20 protein-coding genes are annotated in these 18,799 nt (G+C 57.0%); 9 read left to right on the plus strand and 11 right to left on the minus strand.

What is annotated here, in order from left to right; translation table 11 throughout:
- Positions 1-154: 154 nt before the first annotated feature.
- Positions 155-499, minus strand: coding sequence for an osmotically-inducible lipoprotein OsmE (gene osmE / locus AM410_RS21345; RefSeq protein ID WP_014169673.1), 345 nt, complete (start codon positions 497-499; stop codon positions 155-157).
- Between the two features lie 232 nt (positions 500-731).
- Here osmE and nadE point away from each other — a divergent pair, with 232 nt between their 5' ends.
- Positions 732-1,559: an ammonia-dependent NAD(+) synthetase gene (nadE, locus tag AM410_RS21350; protein WP_020884418.1), complete on the plus strand. Its 828-nt coding sequence runs from the start codon at positions 732-734 to the stop codon at positions 1,557-1,559.
- A 123-nt stretch (positions 1,560-1,682) separates the two neighbouring features.
- Positions 1,683-2,561 (plus strand): excinuclease Cho, encoded by an 879-nt coding sequence (cho, locus tag AM410_RS21355; RefSeq protein WP_014169671.1) that lies wholly within the window; start codon positions 1,683-1,685, stop codon positions 2,559-2,561.
- On the opposite strand, the gene ves is transcribed toward cho, so the two are convergent.
- The 7 genes from ves to astC all read right to left on the minus strand — a co-directional run bounded on the left by ves (position 2,539) and on the right by astC (position 10,253).
- The gene (gene ves / locus AM410_RS21360) at positions 2,539-3,096 is read right to left on the minus strand and encodes an environmental stress-induced protein Ves (RefSeq protein ID WP_020884419.1); all 558 of its coding nucleotides are present in this window, start codon (positions 3,094-3,096) and stop codon (positions 2,539-2,541) included. The two genes, cho and ves, sit on opposite strands and share 23 nt — an antisense overlap.
- Positions 3,097-3,393: 297 nt before the next feature.
- A complete protein-coding gene (gene spy, locus AM410_RS21365) occupies positions 3,394-3,891 on the minus strand; it encodes an ATP-independent periplasmic protein-refolding chaperone Spy (protein ID WP_020884420.1) in 498 nt (165 codons plus the stop codon).
- Between the two features lie 338 nt (positions 3,892-4,229).
- Positions 4,230-5,195, minus strand: coding sequence for a succinylglutamate desuccinylase (gene astE / locus AM410_RS21370; protein ID WP_047955473.1), 966 nt, complete (start codon positions 5,193-5,195; stop codon positions 4,230-4,232).
- A gap of 10 nt (positions 5,196-5,205) precedes the next feature.
- Positions 5,206-6,531: an N-succinylarginine dihydrolase gene (gene astB, locus AM410_RS21375; protein WP_108648431.1), complete on the minus strand. Its 1,326-nt coding sequence runs from the start codon at positions 6,529-6,531 to the stop codon at positions 5,206-5,208.
- Positions 6,518-8,005, minus strand: coding sequence for a succinylglutamate-semialdehyde dehydrogenase (astD, locus tag AM410_RS21380; RefSeq protein ID WP_047366436.1), 1,488 nt, complete (start codon positions 8,003-8,005; stop codon positions 6,518-6,520). Before astD ends, astB begins: the two co-directional genes overlap by 14 nt.
- Positions 8,002-9,036 carry an arginine N-succinyltransferase gene (gene astA / locus AM410_RS21385; RefSeq protein WP_044857183.1) on the minus strand — a complete coding sequence of 345 codons (1,035 nt, stop codon included), beginning with the start codon at positions 9,034-9,036 and terminating at the stop codon, positions 8,002-8,004. The genes astD and astA overlap by 4 nt, the downstream gene beginning before the upstream one ends.
- On the minus strand, positions 9,033-10,253 hold the full coding sequence (gene astC / locus AM410_RS21390; protein ID WP_014169663.1) for a succinylornithine/acetylornithine transaminase: 1,221 nt from the start codon (positions 10,251-10,253) through the stop codon (positions 9,033-9,035). Before astC ends, astA begins: the two co-directional genes overlap by 4 nt.
- Positions 10,254-10,686: 433 nt before the next feature.
- On the opposite strand from astC, the gene xthA reads away from it, so the two are divergent.
- From xthA to AM410_RS21420, 6 genes are all read left to right on the plus strand, one after another.
- Positions 10,687-11,493, plus strand: coding sequence for an exodeoxyribonuclease III (gene xthA, locus AM410_RS21395; protein WP_020884424.1), 807 nt, complete (start codon positions 10,687-10,689; stop codon positions 11,491-11,493).
- A gap of 6 nt (positions 11,494-11,499) precedes the next feature.
- Positions 11,500-12,183 carry a TVP38/TMEM64 family protein gene (locus AM410_RS21400; protein ID WP_106503952.1) on the plus strand — a complete coding sequence of 228 codons (684 nt, stop codon included), beginning with the start codon at positions 11,500-11,502 and terminating at the stop codon, positions 12,181-12,183.
- Positions 12,184-12,198: 15 nt separating this feature from the next.
- Entirely contained in the window at positions 12,199-13,359 is a 1,161-nt protein-coding gene (locus tag AM410_RS21405; RefSeq protein ID WP_416173636.1) for an ABC transporter substrate-binding protein, read from the plus strand.
- Complete coding sequence (locus AM410_RS21410) at positions 13,332-14,861, plus strand: thiamine ABC transporter permease (protein ID WP_108648435.1); 1,530 nt, start codon at positions 13,332-13,334, stop codon at positions 14,859-14,861. Before AM410_RS21405 ends, AM410_RS21410 begins: the two co-directional genes overlap by 28 nt.
- A complete protein-coding gene (locus tag AM410_RS21415) occupies positions 14,861-15,481 on the plus strand; it encodes an ATP-binding cassette domain-containing protein (protein WP_047744471.1) in 621 nt (206 codons plus the stop codon). Before AM410_RS21410 ends, AM410_RS21415 begins: the two co-directional genes overlap by 1 nt.
- Positions 15,482-15,554: 73 nt before the next feature.
- On the plus strand, positions 15,555-16,862 hold the full coding sequence (locus AM410_RS21420) for a rhodanese-like domain-containing protein (RefSeq protein WP_108648437.1): 1,308 nt from the start codon (positions 15,555-15,557) through the stop codon (positions 16,860-16,862).
- On the opposite strand, the gene AM410_RS21425 is transcribed toward AM410_RS21420, so the two are convergent.
- Together AM410_RS21425 and AM410_RS21430 are read right to left on the minus strand one after the other, a co-directional pair.
- Positions 16,859-17,476 (minus strand): CDP-alcohol phosphatidyltransferase family protein, encoded by a 618-nt coding sequence (locus AM410_RS21425; RefSeq protein WP_108648438.1) that lies wholly within the window; start codon positions 17,474-17,476, stop codon positions 16,859-16,861. The genes AM410_RS21420 and AM410_RS21425 overlap by 4 nt on opposite strands.
- Positions 17,469-18,038 (minus strand): carboxymuconolactone decarboxylase family protein, encoded by a 570-nt coding sequence (locus tag AM410_RS21430; protein ID WP_108648440.1) that lies wholly within the window; start codon positions 18,036-18,038, stop codon positions 17,469-17,471. Before AM410_RS21430 ends, AM410_RS21425 begins: the two co-directional genes overlap by 8 nt.
- A gap of 75 nt (positions 18,039-18,113) precedes the next feature.
- Here AM410_RS21430 and AM410_RS21435 point away from each other — a divergent pair, with 75 nt between their 5' ends.
- Positions 18,114-18,530, plus strand: a complete 417-nt coding sequence (locus AM410_RS21435) for a pyrimidine (deoxy)nucleoside triphosphate diphosphatase (RefSeq protein ID WP_025204417.1) — start codon at positions 18,114-18,116, stop codon at positions 18,528-18,530.
- Here the strand turns inward: AM410_RS21435 and AM410_RS21440 are convergent.
- Positions 18,490-18,762, minus strand: coding sequence for a YnjH family protein (locus AM410_RS21440; RefSeq protein ID WP_014169653.1), 273 nt, complete (start codon positions 18,760-18,762; stop codon positions 18,490-18,492). The genes AM410_RS21435 and AM410_RS21440 overlap by 41 nt on opposite strands.
- Positions 18,763-18,799 lie beyond the last annotated feature (37 nt).

Below are 18,799 nucleotides of genomic sequence, written 5' to 3' on the forward strand. Positions count from 1 at the left end.
ATTCTGCACAGGGTCAAATTGTCTCTCATTGACCTGGTGTGTTGACTACCTTCACATTTCAGGCAAATAATTCGCGAGAAGAAATAAGATTTACGTATGTATAAAAAAAAACCGGCCCAACGGCCGGTTTATTAACATATTCAGGCAAGAAGGGTTACTGCGCCTTAGGTGCCTGCGGATCGGTATCGTATTCAGTACAGGTCTGGTAACCGGAGTTGATCACATGACCGGTCTCATCCAACGCAACGAAGTAGGTCTCTGCCTTACCATCACGTTGACCCAGGATATAGGTCTGGCAGGTACCGCGTGCATGAATCATTGTCACTTCAGAAGAAGGCTTGCCGGCAATCGCAGCCACCTGCGAACGGGTCATGCCTTTTTTGACATCTTTCACTACGGGCTGTGTAAACTGATCTTTGGTGCGGTCGTAGGCCGTACACCCTGCCAGCATAGTCAGTACCGCCGCTGCGCTAAGAATTCCTGCTACGTTCTTGTTCATATTCCGTCCTCTTGTTTATCAGCGTGTTATCTAAGCATGGAATAAAAAGTACTATTGTTCAACTTTGTGAATTCCGCCAGACGAATTTCGGAAAATTCTAATAAAACAACGATAACCTGCTAAATCGCCGCAATTTAGCGCACTCGAAACTGTGATCCTTGTCGTTTCTCGTTCAAAGGGTTAGTTTTAACAGTTAACACAATCTGTTTATGTTCTGCATATGGAGGGCGTGATGGCTCTGCAACAAGAGATTATTCAGGCGCTGGGCGCGAAGCCCGCGGTAGACGCACAAGAAGAGATCCGCCGCAGCGTGGATTTTTTAAAGTCTTATTTAAAAACTCACTCGTTCCTGAAATCCCTGGTGCTGGGCATCAGCGGCGGTCAGGACTCTACCCTGGCCGGTAAACTCTGCCAGATGGCAATTTCAGAGCTCCGCGAAGAGACGGGTGATGACGCGCTGCAGTTTATTGCCGTGCGTCTTCCCTATGGCGTGCAGGCTGATGAACAGGATTGCCAGGATGCCATCGCCTTCATCCAGCCCGATCGCGTACTCACCGTCAATATCAAAGGATCGGTGCTGGCCAGCGAGCAGGCGCTTCGCGAAGCAGGCATTGAGTTGAGCGATTTTGTCCGCGGCAATGAAAAAGCCCGTGAACGTATGAAAGCGCAATACAGCATTGCCGGGATGACCAAAGGCGTTGTGGTCGGTACCGATCATGCGGCAGAAGCCATCACGGGTTTCTTCACCAAGTATGGCGACGGCGGTACCGATATTAACCCGCTCTTCCGTCTGAACAAACGTCAGGGTAAGCAGCTGCTTGCCGCGCTGGGTTGCCCGGAGCACCTTTACAAGAAAGCGCCAACGGCAGATCTGGAAGACGATCGCCCCTCCCTGCCGGATGAAGCGGCCCTGGGTGTCACCTATGACAATATTGATGATTATCTGGAAGGCAAAAAACTGGATGAAGGTACCGCGAAGATCATTGAAAGCTGGTATCTGAAAACCGAGCACAAGCGTCGCCCACCGATCACCGTGTTCGATGATTTCTGGAAAAAGTGACACTCTGGCACCCTCTCTCTGGGGAGGGGGTGTTCTCCCGCACCGTCCGTTGCGCCATCCGGCTCTTTTTTAACCAAACCGGCTCTGCTACACTGTATGCCTGAACAGTATATGGAGTAGTATGTGAGCAGGCGTCAATCCGCCCCGCGTCTTGAGTTTGAAGCGGCGGCTATCTACGAATATCCCGAACATCTTCGCCCCTGGCTTGAGGAACTGCCTAAACAGCCGGGCGTGTATATCTTTCACGGTGAGAGTGACACCCTTCCGCTCTACATTGGCAAAAGCGTAAATATTCGCAGCCGGGTCATGTCTCATCTGCGTACGCCAGACGAGGCGGCAATGCTGCGCCAGTCGCGACGCATCACCTGGTTTCGTACCGCCGGAGAGATGGGCGCGCTCTTACTGGAAGCCCGGCTGATCAAAGAGCAACAGCCGCTGTTCAATAAGCGTCTGCGCCGCAACCGGCAGCTCTGCTCCCTGCAGATAAACGCCGGTAAGCCGCAGGTTGTCTACGCACGCGAAGTCGATTTTTCTCACGCCCCCAATCTCTACGGGCTGTTCGCAAATAAACGGGCGGCTCTGCAGGCTCTGCAAACGCTGGCCGATGAGTTACAGCTGTGCTACAGCCTGCTAGGCCTCGAAGCAACCACCCGCGGGCGTGCCTGTTTCCGCTCAGCGTTGAAGCGCTGCGCAGGTGCCTGCTGCGGGAAAGAAAGCATTGAGGAACACCACGCCCGGCTCCTCGCAGGGCTGGCAGCGCTTAGCGTTAACTGCTGGCCGTGGGAGGGTGCCGTTGCGCTAAAAGAAGTTGGTGACGCGATGACCCAGTATCACATCATCAATAACTGGCTCTGGCTGGGTGCTGTTGACGATGTAAACGATGCGGCAACCTTGCTGCGCACACCCGCCGGTTTCGACCACGATGGCTACAAAATTCTCTGCAAGCCCGTGCTAACCGGCAAGTATGAGGTCATAGAGCTTAGTGCCCCGGCAGCCAGTTAATTTCGCTGAATAATAAGGTGCCCTGAGCCTCCAGCAGGCGGAGAGTATGGACGCCCTCCTCCCAGCTGGCGCCCTGATCGGCCGTCAGCAACTTATCGCCAAGCTGCCACGCCCCGCTTAACACGAACGCGACGCCCCCGCGGGAGCCGAACGTGGTAAAGGTGCGGTCAGCGACACGCACTTTCGCCTGACAACGGTCACGCCGGGTCATGATGTTGAAATCCATCGACATCCGTCCTTCGGAAAGCAGCGCTTTCACCGGCTGATCGCCGGAAAAATGGTATGGCTGATGATGTTTCAGGGTATGGCAGAACGCCTGACCGGCATCCAGCGTTACCTCACCCCCTTCAAGCAAGGTAATTACCCGATCGACACCGGGAAAAGAGGAGAATTCGCCATTGCTGGCGATGGTCGCGATACTGGCTCGCCAGTAAAAATCACGCGTTGCGGGCGGAAAACAACAAATTTCCCGCGTTTCGCCTGCGCCATTGCGCCAGAGGCTGACCGGCATCTTACGGATATCAAAGAACTCCATCACCACTCCTGAAAGGCACAACCTGTGCCAGGGCAAGGATATCGCTATCGTTGCTGTCTTGTTTGTTATCGTTGGGTTTTCACAGACACAGTATCGGCAGCAGAGCGGGCAGGCCTTAGCGGAACGTTAATAAAAATTATAACGCCATGACTCTGCAAACATTCTCTGAAGCGACTACAGGAGAATACCGCTCTGGCGGCGGCAGACAAGAGGGCAGGAAAGAAAAACCGCCGGTCCTGTCCACAGCGTTAGCGCTTTTGTGGACAGGATCCCGGCGGTCTTAAGATGTTGAACCGATTATTCGGTTGGTGCTGGCATTTTACCTTCCATTGCTGGACGTTCTGTCAGACGCTTCTCAAAATTGGCATTAAATTGTTTTTTCTGTTCCGGCGTCAGAATGTTGTAGATCTTGTTCTGGGTTTCCATATGCGCCAGCATGCGGGCTTTATGCTGCTCAGCCATTTTGTCGATCTGCGCTTCGGCTTTTGCTTTATCGAAGCTGTCGCTGGCGATGATGTCATGCATCGCGCGGCGTTCGTCCAGTGACGGACGTTTCATCTGGTCGCGCTGGCTTTTCATGATGTCGCGGACCTGCTGTTTCTGTGCATCCGTCAGGTTCAGATCTTTAAACATCATCATCTCGTGGTGCATACCCGGCTTGCCTTTATGATGCATCATCATTTTGCCTTCGACAGGCGCGGCAGTGGTGGTGGTCGCGGTATCTGCAGCGAACGCCATGCTGGTAGCGCCCAGAGCCAGGGTAGAAGCAACAAACAGTGCAGTAAACTTACGCATAATTTATTTCCTTACTTTCAGTTATTCTTCGGCGCTATGCCGTGTTGACGAGATTAACTTTACGGGGTTTATCGTCAATTAATCAGAGCAACAGTAAAACAATGAAAGTGTAAAAAACAAATTATCGCCAAATGTGGAGGAATTAAGGATAAAGGATGGAGAGTTGCAACGAAAATATTCAAAATGATGATTTTCAAAGCAATTTAAAAAAGTATAGCGAAGTGAAGACCAATAATAAAGCAATTCACCAGGAATATTCTGCAATAGTTGTCATTGCGCTTTAATCGCTAAGAAAAATATTTTGACGTTCCCCTCTCAGGCAATGAGAGGGGAAATGTTCAGGACACTTTTTCCAGCATCAGCCCGGCGCGCAGGCCAAACGCTACCGATGGATTTGGGAACAGAACATATTCAGTGGTTTTCTGCACCTCGTAACGCTCGTCGCCATCTTCCGCCAGCAGAACGCCTTTGCGAAAAGGGGTGAAGTTCAGCGTGTGGGCGGCCATATGCAGCCGGAAGGCCTCGCTGCGGCGAGTGATCTGCTGTACGACCCGATAGCGCACGACAGTCTGTTGCGTTGGCTCGGGTGCCAATCCCCCGAGCAGCGCGCGAAGCGCAAGATGCGTTGGCGCGAAGCGCGCGAGATCGTTCTGGCCAAACGGTAGCGCTTTTCCCAGCTCCAGAGTGCAGGCCAGCGCGCCGAAATGCTCACAGGTGAAATGGGTAAATGTGCCCCCCGGCGACTGATGAAACACCAGAGCCTCCAGCCCGGCGTCGCCCAGCCAGCTCAGAAACGCCTCATCCCACGGCTGGTTACGCTGGGGCAGAACACCAAAGCGCACATGATAAGAGGCGCGAATTGCCGTATGCAGGTCGAGATGCCAGCGCACGGGACCGGCCGCGGCGAAAAATGTGGCAACCACGTGCTCAAGCCACTGCGCCCGCGACGTTTCATCGCCCGGCACAAACTGTGACCAGCGGCCGCCAAACATGCGGTTAAGGTCGCTCTCAAGATAACGTTTGTTTTGCGCCAGCGCAGGCGGGTTGCCAAGCACCACCAGCAGACGGCACTGCAGGGTGATATCTCCCCGATACAACGCGCGAAGCAGCAGGTCGACAATTTCAACCGGCGCGGTTTCATTGCCATGGATGCCGGTTGAAAGCAGCAGCGATAACTCACTCTTTGCGGCCGGTGTCAGTTCAAGGACGCCGCGACCCAGCCACCGCCAGTGAAATGAGGGGCCCTCCCCCTCACGCTGTTCGGGGGTTTCATCGGCCAGTGTCAACGCCAGTAAATTTTCCATAGCCACTCCTTTAGCGCTGGAACGGATAAACCGATCCCAACTGCAGGATTGTTGTTAACGCGTCCAGTGCCTCACGCCCCTCACGCAGTAGCTGAGGGTCGACCAGATCGGCCTGCGTTAATCTGTCGCGATAATAACGATCCACCCAGTCATTCAGGGAGTTAAACAGCGTCTCATTCATCATCACGGCCGGATTAACAGCCTGCATTTCGTTCTGCGTCAGCACTACGCGCAGGCGTAAACAGGCCGGACCGCCGCCGTTGGCCATGCTTTCGCGCAGGTCAAAGACGCGCAGTTCATCGATCGGGTTATCGGCTTTCACCAGTTCAGACAGATAACGCCACACCCCTTTATGGTCCTGCGACTCTTGCGGCAGCACCAGCATCATGCTGCCGTCCTCACGGCTCAACAGCTGGCTATTAAAGAGGTAAGTTTCAACCGCGTCCTGCACGCTGACCGCCTGGGTCGGCACCTGAATCGGCATAAACCCCGGCACCCGCTCATGCAGCGTAGCGAGCAGCTTCTCCTGATGGGCAAACGCCTGTTCATGGCAGAACAGCACCTGGCGGTTAGAGACGGCAATGACGTCGTTGTGGAAAACACCCTGGTCAATCACCTGTGGGTTCTGCTGAGCAAAAATCACCTGTGCGGGATTCACCTGGTTCAGCCGCGCGACGGCCTGGCTTGCCGCCAGCGTCTGGCGGGCGGGATAACGGACAGGCGCCGAATAGCCGCCCTCTTCTCGCCCGTAAATGAACAGCTGCACGCCGGGATCGCCATAATCCCCCCCAAGACGGTTATGGTTTGCCGCTCCTTCATCTCCGAACATGGCCACCTGTGGCAACGCCTGATGGACCTCAAAGTGAGCCTCATGACGGAAAATCGCACGCAGAACGCGCTCGGTCGTCTCCGCTTCGGTAGCACGGTGGAATTTGTTATTCAGGTTCGCCACCGTTAAATGCACTTTGCCATCCAGCGTATCGGCCGACGGTGCAACGGTAGCAGCGTTTGCCACCCACATCGACGAGGCAGAGCTCGCCGCTGAAAGCAGGTGCGGCGTCTGCGTACCCGCTTTTTCGATAACCTGCTCATCGCTGCCGTTAAAGCCGAGCTGACGTAACACCGCCACGTTCGGGCGCTCCTGCGGCGGGATCACCGCCTGCGGGAAACCGGCATCCGACAGGGCTTTCATTTTCAGCAGCCCCTGCTTCGCCGCCAGTTTCGGGTTAGAGACCTGAAAACGGTGCTTCGTAGAGGCTTCATTACCAAACGAGAGGCCGGCATAGTGGTGCGTCAGCCCCACCAGCCCGTCAAAGTTGACTTCACGCGCTTTCATGACGATCCCCCTGAGTAAAATCCAGCCCCGGACTCAGCGTTTCCGGCAGCGTCAGCGCAGGCGTTTCCAGGCTCGCCATCGGCCACGCGCAGTAATCTGCGGCATACCACGCGCTGGCGCGGTGGTTACCCGAAGCGCCTACCCCGCCAAACGGTGCCGTACTCGCCGCACCGGTAAGCGGTTTATTCCAGTTCACAATCCCGGCGCGTGCTTCGAGCAGCAGCTGATCAAATTTCTCACGATGCGGGGAAATCAGACCGCTCGACAGTCCATAGCGGGTGTGATTGGCCATCTCAATGGCGCTGTCAAAATCGTCATAACGCCAGACGCAGAGCAGCGGGCCAAAGACCTCTTCATCCGGCACGTTGCGTGCGCCACTCATCTCAACAATGCCCGGCGTCAGGAGCGATGTTCCGGGCTTGATTTGCTTTGGTTCAAGCAGGGTTTTCGCCCCGCGCGCCACGTGATCCTGCCAGGCTTTCAGCACGTTCAGCGCGGCCTGCTCGGAAATCAGCCCCCCAATAAACGGCTGTGGGTCGGCATCCCACTGCGCAGGCACCAGACGCGCGCTGATTTCCACCAGCCGCGCGAGGAAGGCGTCGCCCTGTGCACCCCGTTTCACCAGCAGACGACGCGCGCAGGTGCAGCGCTGTCCGGCGGTAATAAACGCTGACTGGAGGGTCAAATGCACCGCCGCGTCGATATCATCGGGATCTTCAACGATCAGCGGGTTGTTACCGCCCATCTCCAGCGCGAGAATTTTTTCCGGCTGCCCCGCCAGCTGGCGATGCAGTTGGTAGCCCGTTCCAGCGCTGCCGGTAAACAGCAGGCCGTCGATATCACTCAACGCACTCAGCGCCTGGCCGGTTTCACGCCCCCCCTGCACCAGGTTGAGCACCCCGTGCGGCAGACCAGCCTGTTCCCAGAGCTTCACCACCACCTCACCGGTCAGTGGCGTTAACTCACTCGGCTTGAAAATCACGCTATTGCCCGCCAGCAGCGCGGGCACGATATGCCCGTTCGGCAGATGCCCCGGGAAGTTATAGGGGCCAAATACCGCCAGCACGCCGTGCGGACGGTGGCGCAGCGTGGCCGCCCCGTCAGGCATATCGGTATGTTGCTCACCGGTACGGGTATGGTACGCCTTCACCGAAATGGCGATTTTATTGATCATCGCCGTCACTTCCGTGGCCGCCTCCCAGCGCGGCTTGCTGGTTTCCTGAGCGATAACGCGCGTCAATTCGGCTTTATTGGCCTCCAGCAGTGATGCAAATTTCTCGACTATTCCATGACGTACGGAGAACGGTTGTTTCGCCCATCCCGGGAAGGCGCGACGGGCGGCGTGACAGGCCTGTTCGACCTGCCCGGCGCTGGCATCATTTCCCTTCCAGAGCACTTCTTGTCCGACCGGATTGGTCTTTATGCGCGGCTCGCCTTCGCCCGTGACCCAGTCACCGTTGATCCATAAAGTCATGCTGTTTTCTCCTCAGGGCAGAGACGCACCAGGCGAACCGTGTCGCCGGCGTTACATTTCAGGGCATCCAGTTGCGCGGCCGTCAGCACCAGACGTTCACATTTCGGATTGGTTCGCACCAGCATGGCGCGGAAATTGTTGTACTGCTCGTTAGCCACCAGACATGCTGGCCACTCACCCGGTGCAGGCTGGCCTTCGGAAACCTCAACCAGCCGGCTTTTACGGATCGCACGCACGCGGTCGATATCGCACTCCAGGGTGGGTCCGCCGTCAAAGATGTCCACATAGTTACGGTAGCGGAAACCCTCTTTTTCCAGCACCGCCCGGGCCGGCGCGGTTTGCGGGTGCACTTCGCCAATCACCGCCTGCGCCTGTGGGCTTAAGAAATGGGTATAGATGGGATGTTTCGGCATCAGTTCGGCGATAAACGCTTTCTGCCCGGTGCCGCACAGATAGTCCGCCCGGCTGAATTCCATCGAGAAGAAGCGCTCGCCGAGGCTCTCCCAGAAAGGTGAATAGCCGGTGTCGTCGATCACGCCGCGCATCTCGGCGACGACCTTTTCGTTAAAACGATCGCGGAACGCGGCCATAAACATGAAGCGCGACTTGGAGAGCAGATAACCGTTGCCCTCTTTCCGCCACGCAGGATCGAGGAACAGCGTGCAAAGCTCGCTGGCTCCCGTGTGGTCATTACAGAGAAAAAGCGTGGGCAGCGCGTTATAGACGTTCAGCTCTTTTGAGGCGTGAACCATCGTACCGACACGGTAGTTGTACCACGGGTCGTTAAGCCCGACGGCCACTTCGATTGCGCAAATGCCGGCCACGGTACCGGTGTCGGTATCTTCGAGAACGAACACATAACCCTGTTCGCTTTTTGGCAACGTCCCCTGCCAGGTTTGCAGGGCGCGCTCAATGCGCGCCGACAGCGTTTTTTCATCGGCAGGAAGCGAGGTCAGCCCGCCTCCCGTCTTACCGGCAAGCTGCATGAGCCCGGCGATATCGCCGCGCTCAACGGGACGGATGACCATCATGATGACACCCCGGACTTCACATGTTCACAGGCCAGTGCAAAACGGTCTAAACCGGTTCTCACCTCTTCCTCGCTGACAATCAGCGCAGGGGCAAAACGCACCACGTTGGCACCGGCAATCAGTACCATCACGCCCATTTTTGCCGCTTCCTGTGAAATAAGTTTAGCTTTTCCGGCAAACTCAGGTGTGAGTTCGCAGCCAATTAACAGACCCAGACCGCGGATCTCTTTAAACAGTCCCGTCTTGCTGTTGATGGCGTTCAGGCGCTCAACAAACCAGTCATGACGTTGTTTAACGCCCTTGAGCACTTCCGGCGTGTTAATGATGTCGAGAACCTGTCCGGCCACGGCGGTAGCCAGCGGGTTACCCCCGTATGTTGTACCATGCGTACCCACGGTCATTACGCTGGCGAATTTATCGGTGGTCAGCATGGCGCCAATCGGGAAGCCGCCGCCCAGCGCTTTCGCCGTAGAGAGCACGTCCGGCGTTACGCCGTAGTGCATATAGGCATACAGCTCACCGGTACGCCCCACACCCGTCTGGACTTCATCGAAAATCAGCACCGCGTGATGACGATCGCACAGCTCACGCAGCCCCTGCAGGAACGCTTTTTGCGCCGGAAGGACCCCGCCCTCACCCTGCATAGGTTCGACGATCACCGCACAGGTGGTGTCGTTGATAAGCTCGCTGGCGGACTGCAGATCGTTATACACGCCGTGACGAATATCCGGCGGCAGTGGCGCAAAATCCTGCGAGTATGACGGCTGACCGCCGGCGCTGACGGTAAAGAGCGTACGGCCGTGGAACGCGTTTTTAAACGCCACAATGCCGCTCTTATGAACGCCGAATTTATCGTGTGCATATTTGCGCGCCAGCTTCAGGGCAGCTTCGTTTGCTTCCGCACCTGAGTTACAGAAAAAGACTTTTTCGGCAAACGTTGCGTCGATCAGTTTTTTCGCCAGTCGCAGAGCGGGCTCGTTGGTAAAACCGTTACCGGTATGCCAGAACTTCGCCGCCTGGTCGTTCAACGCCTGGCGCAGTGCCGGGTGCGCGTGGCCCAGCGCGTTTACCGCAATCCCGCCTGCAAAGTCGATATACTCTTTGCCCTGTTGATCCCACAGGCGTGAGCCTTCCCCCCGTACCGGAATAAAAGCCGCCGGAGCGTAAACCGGCATCATCCATTCATCGAAATTTTCACGCGTAATTGACAGAGACATAGCGACCTCATCCGGTAAATAAAAGGTTATTTAGATGTTAAATAATTGAGTGTTTGCACTGTGAATGTAGATTGCAGCCTTCGTGCCATCCAGCGATAAAAATGCATAAACGGGTTAGGGTTACAGAATATCAATAAGTTACGATATGGAGTTATTCACTGTTATTGCATAAAAAGTGAATATTTTTACGACAAGCGGCGGTTTGCCGCACGAAAATAAGAAAGAGTATGCAGAAGCCAAATATAATTCTGGAATTGTGATCGCTCGCGAAATTTATCGGTTCTTTACGCCCTGTTGGGGGGCAATGCGCGTCAGAATGGTGCAAATATTGCACCGTTGGCATGATCTGTCGCAGTTATTGGTCGAACCCCGTAACAGATGACGCAAATTCTGCTACCATCCATGCACTATTCACCTTGCATTGGCAGCGACTATGAAATTTGTCTCTTTTAATATCAACGGCCTGCGTGCCCGCCCTCACCAGCTTGAAGCAATTGTTGAGCAACATCAGCCAGATGTGATCGGCCTGCAGGAGACAAAAGTTCACGACGATATGTTCCCCCTCGAAGAGGTGGCGAAGCTCGGTTACAACGTCTTCTATCACGGACAGAAAGGTCACTATGGCGTGGCGCTGCTGACCAAAGAGACGCCGGTTTCCGTACGTCGTGGCTTCCCGGGCGATGATGGCGAAGCGCAGCGTCGCATCATCATGGCGGAAATTCCTTCACCACTCGGCAATATCACGGTGATTAACGGGTATTTCCCACAGGGTGAGAGCCGCGACCATGAGACAAAATTCCCGGCCAAAGCAAAGTTTTATCAGGATCTGCAGGATTACCTGACCACCGAACTGAAAAAAGAGAATCCGGTGCTGATCATGGGCGACATGAATATCAGCCCGACCGATCTCGATATCGGCATTGGAGAAGAGAACCGCAAACGCTGGTTGCGTACCGGTAAATGTTCTTTCCTGCCGGAAGAACGCGAGTGGATGGAACGCCTGCTCGGCTGGGGTCTGGTTGATACTTTCCGCACCGCCAACCCGGAAACGCAGGATCGCTTCTCGTGGTTTGACTACCGGTCAAAAGGCTTTGATGACAACCGCGGTCTGCGTATTGACCTGCTGCTGGCCAGCCCGCCGCTGGCGGAACGCTGCATCGAAACCGGCATCGACTACGATATCCGCAGCATGGAAAAACCGTCTGACCATGCGCCGGTCTGGGCGAAATTCAAACTGTAACCTCGTGTGAACACGCAAAAAATACTCCTGATGTGCGCCCTTCTGGGCGCATTTGTTCTGACCTTCGTCTTTCTTCCGCCGGGGACGCTCTCCCTGGAAACCATCAAAACGCACCAGCAGTCGCTCCTCTCGCACGTGGAACAGGCACCGTGGCAAAGCGCGTTTTTCTTTTTCGCCCTCTACGTGTTGGTCTCCGCCCTGTCGATACCCGGTGCGGCGATACTGACGCTGCTGGCGGGAGCGCTGTTTACGCTGTGGGAAGGCACCCTGCTGGTCTCGTTTGCTTCTACCCTCGGCGCCACGCTGGCGATGCTTGCCAGCCGTTATCTGCTGCGCGACTGGGTACAGCGGCGATTCACAACACAGATGAATACGGTGAATGCCGGTATGGCGCGAGACGGTGCAGGGTATCTTTTTGCCCTGCGTCTGATGCCCTTGTTCCCGTTTTTTCTCGTGAATCTGCTCATGGGGCTGACACGTATTGCGGTCAGTCGCTACTGGTGGGTGAGCCAGGTCGCCATGCTGCCTGCAACCATTATCTTTCTGAACGCCGGACGCGCGCTGGGGAAAGTGAATTCGCTTCGCGATATTTTATCGCCGGGACTGATATTCGCCTTTACACTACTGGGGTTATTGCCGCTGGCGACGCGCTGGCTGTTTTCCCGTTTTACCCCTTCATCAAAAAAGTGAGGCATTATGCGCCGTGTGCGTTTTTGCACGTTTCTGAGCGGTCTGCTGCTGGCAGCCCCGCTGTTTGCAGCGGACAACTGGCAGGCTATCCAACAACAAGCCAAAGGCCAGACCGTCTGGTTTAACGCCTGGGGCGGCGATCGGGCGGTAAACCGCTACCTTGAGTGGGTAAGCGGTGAGATGAAAACGCATTACGACATAACCCTTAAAATCGTCCCACTGGCGGATGCCGCCGATGCGGTCAAACGTATTCAAACAGAAGCCGCCGCAGGCCGGAAAACAAACGGTTCAGTCGACCTCTTATGGGTCAACGGTGAGAACTTCCGTACCCTGAAAGCCGCTAACCTGCTGCAAACCGGATGGGCGCAGACCTTGCCCAACTGGCGCTATGTCGATACCCGCAAACCGGTTATGGAGGATTTTGCTGTCCCCACCGATGGCGCGGAATCCCCATGGGGCAGTGCGCAGCTCACCTTTATTGCCCGCCACGCAAGCCTGCCTGCGCCCCCAAACGATCCTCAGGCGTTACTGGCGTATGCGCAGCAGCATCCGGGCAAAGTCAGCTACCCACGCCCGCCCGATTTTACCGGTACGGCGTTTCTGGAACAGTTGCTCCTGACCCTCACCGCTCACCCGGAGGCGCTGCAAAAAGCCCCTGATAACACCTTTGCCCTGGTGACGGCTCCGCTGTGGCACTACCTGGACAAATTACACCCGCTGCTGTGGCGAAAGGGAGAGGACTTTCCTCCCTCGCCCGCCAGAATGGATACCTTGCTTGCCAGCGGTAGCCTCAATCTCTCCCTGACCTTTAACCCGGCACATGCGCAGCAAAAAGTGGCCAGCGGTGAACTGCCTGCCGACAGCTACAGCGTTGGTTTTGACAACGGAATGATAGGCAACGTCCATTTTGTGGCCATTCCGTCGAATGCCAGCGCAAGCGCAGGCGCGAAGGTGGTCGCCAATTTCCTCCTTTCACCGCAGGCGCAAATCCGCAAGGCCGACCCGGCCATCTGGGGAGACCCGAGCGTACTGGATGCGAAAACACTGCCCGAAAAAGAAGCGAAGCAGCTCGCTGCCCATACGCCGGCAGGGCTGCCGAAAATGCTTCCCGAGCCGCACTCCGCCTGGGTTAACGCGCTGGAGCAGGAATGGCTGCGTCGTTACGGCACCCGCTGAGCTGGCTCGTCTGGCTGGCGATGGCGGTCATCTATCTGCCGTTGCTTCCCGCCGCCGCCATACTGTTTGCCCCGGCATTCTCGCTGAACAACTGGCAGTTGCTGTTTAACGACCCGCAGCTGCCACAGGCTACGGTCGCCACGCTGGTCTCAACGCTTATCGCGACGCTGGGGTCGATGTTTATCGCTCTGGTGATCGTGGCCCTCCTGTGGCCGGGCGAGCGCTGGCGACGGCTCAGCAGCCGGCTGACGTGGCTGCTCGCCGTTCCTCATGTGGCCTTTGCCACCAGCGCTTTACTGCTGTTTGCCGAAGGGGGCCTGTTGTATCAGGTGTGTAGCGTCTGTACGCCGCCGCTTGACCGATACGGTGCAGGGCTGGGGCTGACGCTTGCGGTAAAAGAGAGCGCGTTTGTGCTGTGGGCCCTTTACGCCGTCCTGCCGGAAAAACGCCTTGCGCAGCAAAAGGTCGTGCTGCATACCTTCGGCTACGGGCGTTTTCAGGCGCTGAACTGGCTCATCCTTCCGACGATCGCGCCGGCTCTTGGCGCGGTGATGCTGGCGGTGCTGGCCTGGTCCTTGTCGGTAGTGGACGTGGCGATGGTGCTCGGGCCCGGCAATCCCCCGACGCTTGCCGTACTGGCGTGGCAGTGGCTCAGTCAGGGCGATGCGCAGCAGCAGACAAAGGGAACGCTGCTGTGCCTGCTTCTCCTTCTGCTGCTGGCCGCGCTTTCTGCACTGGGTTACGGCGCATGGAGACTCTGGCGTCGCACGCTGCCGGATCTGAGCGGACGCCGTCGAATGTCGCTTATCGCGCCACCAGCGCGTCTGTTCAGCGGATTTCTGCCCGCCTGCGGGGTGCTTTGCGCGGTCGTGCTGCTCATGCTGGCGCAGCGGGACGACATCGGTGCGGTTGGCGCCAGTCTCACCTTTGGCCTGCTCGCCAGCCTGATTTCGCTGGGGGTAATTGTTCTCTGGCTTGAGTGGGGACCGCAGCGAGGCACACAGTGGGTGTGGTTGCCGCTGGCGCTGCCGGCGCTGCCCCTCGTTACCGGACAATATGTTATCGCGTTGCGACTGGGTATCGACGGACACTATGCCGCCGTGCTGTGGAGCCATCTGCTGTGGGTTTTACCGTGGATGTTGCTGGTCCTCCAGCCAGCCTGGCAGAGGATCGATCCCCGTCTGATCCTTACCGCCAGAACGCTCGGCTGGCGGCGGGGAAAAATCTTCTGCTGGCTGAAATGCCCCTTGCTGGTACGCCCGGCGCTGCTGGCTTTCGCGACCGGGTTTTCCGTCAGCATGGCGCAATACATGCCAACCCTCTGGCTGGGCGCGGGCCGTTTTGCGACGCTGACCACTGAAACCGTGGCGCTCAGCAGTGGAGGCAGCATTCCGCTTCTGGCTAACCGGGCGCTGGGGTTGCTGTTGGTCACGGGGAGTGTGTTTGGCCTTGCCGCCCTGCTATCCCGGCTCGCAAGCCGTTACCGACGAGGATTACGTTAATGCTGCAGGTCAGCAATCTCACCATTGAACCGCTTTTCCGCGAGGTCAATTTTTGTGTGCCACGCGGCGAAATAGTCACGCTGATGGGCCCTTCCGGCAGCGGAAAATCAACCCTTTTTGCCTGGATGGTGGGGGCACTGTCAGACGACTTTCAGGCTCAGGGCGAATTGTGGCTTGATGAACGTCGCTGCGACGGACTGCCCGTGGAGGCCCGCGGGTTGGGGATCCTCTTTCAGGATGCCCTGCTGTTTGACCATTTCAGCGTCGGACAAAATTTGCTGCTGGCATTACCTGAACGGATTGTCGGACGAGCACGGCGGGAAGCGGTCGAGCAGGCGCTCGGTTCTGCCGGGCTTGCCGGGCATTATGCCAGCGATCCGGCGACCCTTTCCGGCGGCGAACGTGCCCGGGTCAGTCTGCTGCGTGCCCTGCTTGCAGAGCCGCAGGCGTTACTGCTGGATGAACCGTTCAGCCGTCTCGATAATGCGTTACGCGCCTCGTTTCGGGCATGGGTATTTGACACTACCCGCGCACGCAATATTCCGGTGGTTCTGGTCACGCATGACGACGAAGACGTGCCCCCGGGCGGCGAAGTGATTGAGATTTCTCGCTGGCAATAATGTGCTAACGCAATGTTTTACCTTTCAGGAGAGACGACAATGCCCCCCTCTTTTACTGACGTCAGGTTATTCGATGAAACGTGTTTCTCAACTGACCGCGCTGGCCATGCTGTGCGGCCTCGCTTCATTTTCCTCTCTGGCTGCTGATATGCCGCACGCCATGACGCTGTCTCAACTTCAGGCACAACACGGCGCGGTGATCGACACCCGCGCCAGCGCGTTTTACAACGGCTGGCCGCAAACGCTGAGCGCGCCCTCCGGGCATGAGCCCGCCGCACTTAACCTTTCCGCCTCCTGGCTTGGCGCGATGAGCGATGACCAGATTGCCGTCTGGGCCAGACAGCACCAGCTTACGCCGGCCATGACGATCGCGCTCTACGGTCGCGACGCCGATAATCAGGCGGTCAAAACGCGGCTGGAAAAAGCCGGCTACCACCAGATTTCCGTGCTCAACGATGCCCTGCAGGTACCTGAGCGTCTGCAGCGTTTGCCGCACTTTGAACAACTCGTCTACCCGGAGTGGATCCACCAGCTTCAGCAGGGTAAACCCGTCACTGCTGCGCCAACGGGCGACTGGAAAGTCATTGAAGCCGCATGGGGCGCGCCGAAGTTTTATCTGCTGAACCATATTCCCGGTGCCGGCTACATTGATACCAACGAAGTGGAAAGCGAACCGCTGTGGAATAAAGTTTCTGACGACACGCTAAAAGCGATGCTGGCGAAGCACGGGATCCGTCACGATACGACCGTCATTCTGTATGGCCGTGACGTATATGCCGCCGCCCGCGTGGCGCAGATCATGCTGTATGCGGGCGTGAAGGACGTCCGCATTCTTGATGGCGGCTGGAAAGCCTGGTCTGACGCGGGTCTGCCGGTTGAACAGGGAATGCCCAAAGACGTGAAGCCCGCCCCCGATTTTGGTGCACCGATCCCTGGCCAGCCGCAGTTGATGGTGGATATGGCGCAAGCACGCGGGATGCTGCATCGCCAGGACGCGTCGCTGGTCAGCATTCGTTCCTGGCCGGAGTTCATCGGCGAAACCAGCGGCTATAGCTACATCAAGCCAAAAGGTGAAATTGCCGGTGCCCGCTGGGGTCATGCCGGTAGCGACGCCACCCATATGGAAGATTTCCATAATCCGGATGGCACCATGCGCAGCGCTGACGACATCGCCGCCATGTGGAAAACCTGGAACATCCTGCCGGAACAGCACGTCGCGTTTTACTGCGGCACCGGCTGGCGTGCGTCCGAGACGTTTATGTACGCACGGGCGATGGGCTGGAAAAATGTCGCCGTCTATGACGGCGGCTGGTACGAGTGGAGCAGTCATCCACAGAACCCCGTCTCCAGCGGAAAACGCGGGCCAGAAAGTTCACGCTAACGGGTAAGTGACTTCAGCGTCACATACCCGCTCCAGATGCGCGTTGTGGTGGTCAGCCAGCACAACGCGCCAAATATCCACGCCAGCACGCTGAAGTGCGCCGGAAACAGGCAGCACAGCACGAACAGCACGATCGTCTCCGTCCCCTCCGTTAATCCACCAATATAGTAAAACGACTTATGCGCGTAGCCAGGGTTGTCGATGTTGTGTTTCGCTGCCAGCGCGGCAAATGCCAGAAAACTGCTCCCGGTACCGATAAAGGCAAACAACAGCCAGCCAGCGGCAAGCGCATTCTCTGCGGGGGCCGCCAGCGCGAATCCGAAGGGAACCAGCGCGTAAAACAGAAAATCGAGGGCGATATCAAGAAAGCCTCCCGCATCCGTCAGCCCGCGCCGGCGCGCCAGCGCACCGTCGAGACCATCCAGCAGGCGATTCAGCACGATGGCGACGAGCGCCGCCGGATACCAGCCGAGGGCCAGAAACGGTAAGGCCAGCACGCCTATGGCAAACCCGGTCAGGGTTAATCCGTCAGGCGTAATCCCCGGCTTATCCACTACTGACACCAGTCGGTTGAGCGTGGGTTTAATCCGCGGGTGCAGATGACGATCAAGCATGGGGATCCTCTTTAAACGTGGCACATAACCCCTGCGCCGGGATGTCCAGCGCGGCATTAAAGCGTGCAGAGAGATTCTGAAACGCAATCAGCGCCGTCATTTCGGCGATCGCGTCCTCGCTGAAATGGCGTGTGATCTCACTTTTGATTTCGTCATTCACACGGGGCGGCGTCGCGGTGACAGCCTCGGCATAGGCCAGCGCCGCACGCTCCTCTTCGCTAAAAAGAGGGGAATCACGCCACGCGTTGACGGCCTGAACCTTATCCAATGCGCCCGAGCGCTCCGCCAGGCGCAAACTGTTGGCATCGATACAAAAAGCGCAGTGACAAAGCTGCGATACCCGGGTCATTAACAGCGAACGGAGCACCGGCGACAGGCGCGCGTGACGACGTTCGAGAAAACCGACGAACAATGCCACCAGCCAGAAAAGACGTGGCATCCTTCCCCACCAGCGCGTGGGGTTAAGCACGGCACCAAAGTGTTTTTTCTGCATGGCGGCAATCGGTTTTATGCTGACCGGAAGGGTGGCGATGGGATCTACCCAGGTGGACGTCTCTTTCACCTGATTCTCCTGATGGCTGGACTCTTAGAAAGGGCACGATAATATGGTGTTTTTCGCTAACAAGTATTGACGACCATGCTAAAAACAGTCGATGTCGTTGCGGCAATCATCGAAAAAGACAACAAAATTTTACTGGCCCAGCGCCCGGCTCATGCCGACCAGCCGGGCATGTGGGAATTCGCAGGCGGAAAAGTAGAAGCCGGTGAGACGCAGCCCGAGGCGCTTGTCCGCGAGTTGCACGAAGAGCTCGGCATCCACGCGCAGCCAGGTGAGTATGTGGCAAGCCATCAGCGTGAAGTGTCACAGCGGTTAATCAACCTTCACGCCTGGCACGTTCCGGCGTTCAGCGGCGCGCTGACGGCGCATTACCACAGTGCACTGGTGTGGTGTACGCCTGAAGACGCATTTGGTTTCAACTTAGCGCCTGCGGACATCCCGCTGCTGGAGGCGTTTATTGTTTTACGCGACGCCAGACCAGCGGATTCGTGCTAATGGTGCGTTCATCACGCTGGCACTGCAACAGAATGCCGTCCGCTTTTACCACTGCCCCTTCCGAATAGTTCTGATCCTGATAGATGCAGCACTGGTTACACGGCTGCGCTCGCTGGCCGCTGGAGCTGAACACCTCCGGCGGCACATTCACGTCCACATCCGGGCGAATGCGGTCTGCCTGCGCGCCTGCGGTAAACATCAAACATAACGCGGCTATCACGTAACGGTTCATAGACTTATCTTCCTGTTGTGCCCTGATAAAGACTATA

Origin of the sequence: Enterobacter cloacae complex sp. FDA-CDC-AR_0164 (assembly GCF_003071645.1) — a bacterium.
Taxonomy (GTDB): domain Bacteria; phylum Pseudomonadota; class Gammaproteobacteria; order Enterobacterales; family Enterobacteriaceae; genus Enterobacter; species Enterobacter ludwigii.

Excerpts from the sequence above, each read along its gene's own strand:
- osmE (WP_014169673.1), bottom strand. The coding sequence starts at position 499 with ATGAACAAGAACGTAGCAGGAATTCTTAGCGCAGCGGCGGTACTGACT.
- nadE (WP_020884418.1), top strand. The coding sequence starts at position 732 with ATGGCTCTGCAACAAGAGATTATTCAGGCGCTGGGCGCGAAGCCCGCG.
- ves (WP_020884419.1), bottom strand. The coding sequence starts at position 3,096 with ATGGAGTTCTTTGATATCCGTAAGATGCCGGTCAGCCTCTGGCGCAAT.
- spy (WP_020884420.1), bottom strand. The coding sequence starts at position 3,891 with ATGCGTAAGTTTACTGCACTGTTTGTTGCTTCTACCCTGGCTCTGGGC.
- astE (WP_047955473.1), bottom strand. The coding sequence starts at position 5,195 with ATGGAAAATTTACTGGCGTTGACACTGGCCGATGAAACCCCCGAACAG.
- astB (WP_108648431.1), bottom strand. The coding sequence starts at position 6,531 with ATGAAAGCGCGTGAAGTCAACTTTGACGGGCTGGTGGGGCTGACGCAC.
- astD (WP_047366436.1), bottom strand. The coding sequence starts at position 8,005 with ATGACTTTATGGATCAACGGTGACTGGGTCACGGGCGAAGGCGAGCCG.
- astA (WP_044857183.1), bottom strand. The coding sequence starts at position 9,036 with ATGATGGTCATCCGTCCCGTTGAGCGCGGCGATATCGCCGGGCTCATG.
- astC (WP_014169663.1), bottom strand. The coding sequence starts at position 10,253 with ATGTCTCTGTCAATTACGCGTGAAAATTTCGATGAATGGATGATGCCG.
- xthA (WP_020884424.1), top strand. The coding sequence starts at position 10,687 with ATGAAATTTGTCTCTTTTAATATCAACGGCCTGCGTGCCCGCCCTCAC.
- AM410_RS21410 (WP_108648435.1), top strand. The coding sequence starts at position 13,332 with ATGGCTGCGTCGTTACGGCACCCGCTGAGCTGGCTCGTCTGGCTGGCG.
- AM410_RS21415 (WP_047744471.1), top strand. The coding sequence starts at position 14,861 with ATGCTGCAGGTCAGCAATCTCACCATTGAACCGCTTTTCCGCGAGGTC.
- AM410_RS21420 (WP_108648437.1), top strand. The coding sequence starts at position 15,555 with ATGAAACGTGTTTCTCAACTGACCGCGCTGGCCATGCTGTGCGGCCTC.
- AM410_RS21425 (WP_108648438.1), bottom strand. The coding sequence starts at position 17,476 with ATGCTTGATCGTCATCTGCACCCGCGGATTAAACCCACGCTCAACCGA.
- AM410_RS21435 (WP_025204417.1), top strand. The coding sequence starts at position 18,114 with ATGCTAAAAACAGTCGATGTCGTTGCGGCAATCATCGAAAAAGACAAC.
- AM410_RS21440 (WP_014169653.1), bottom strand. The coding sequence starts at position 18,762 with ATGAACCGTTACGTGATAGCCGCGTTATGTTTGATGTTTACCGCAGGC.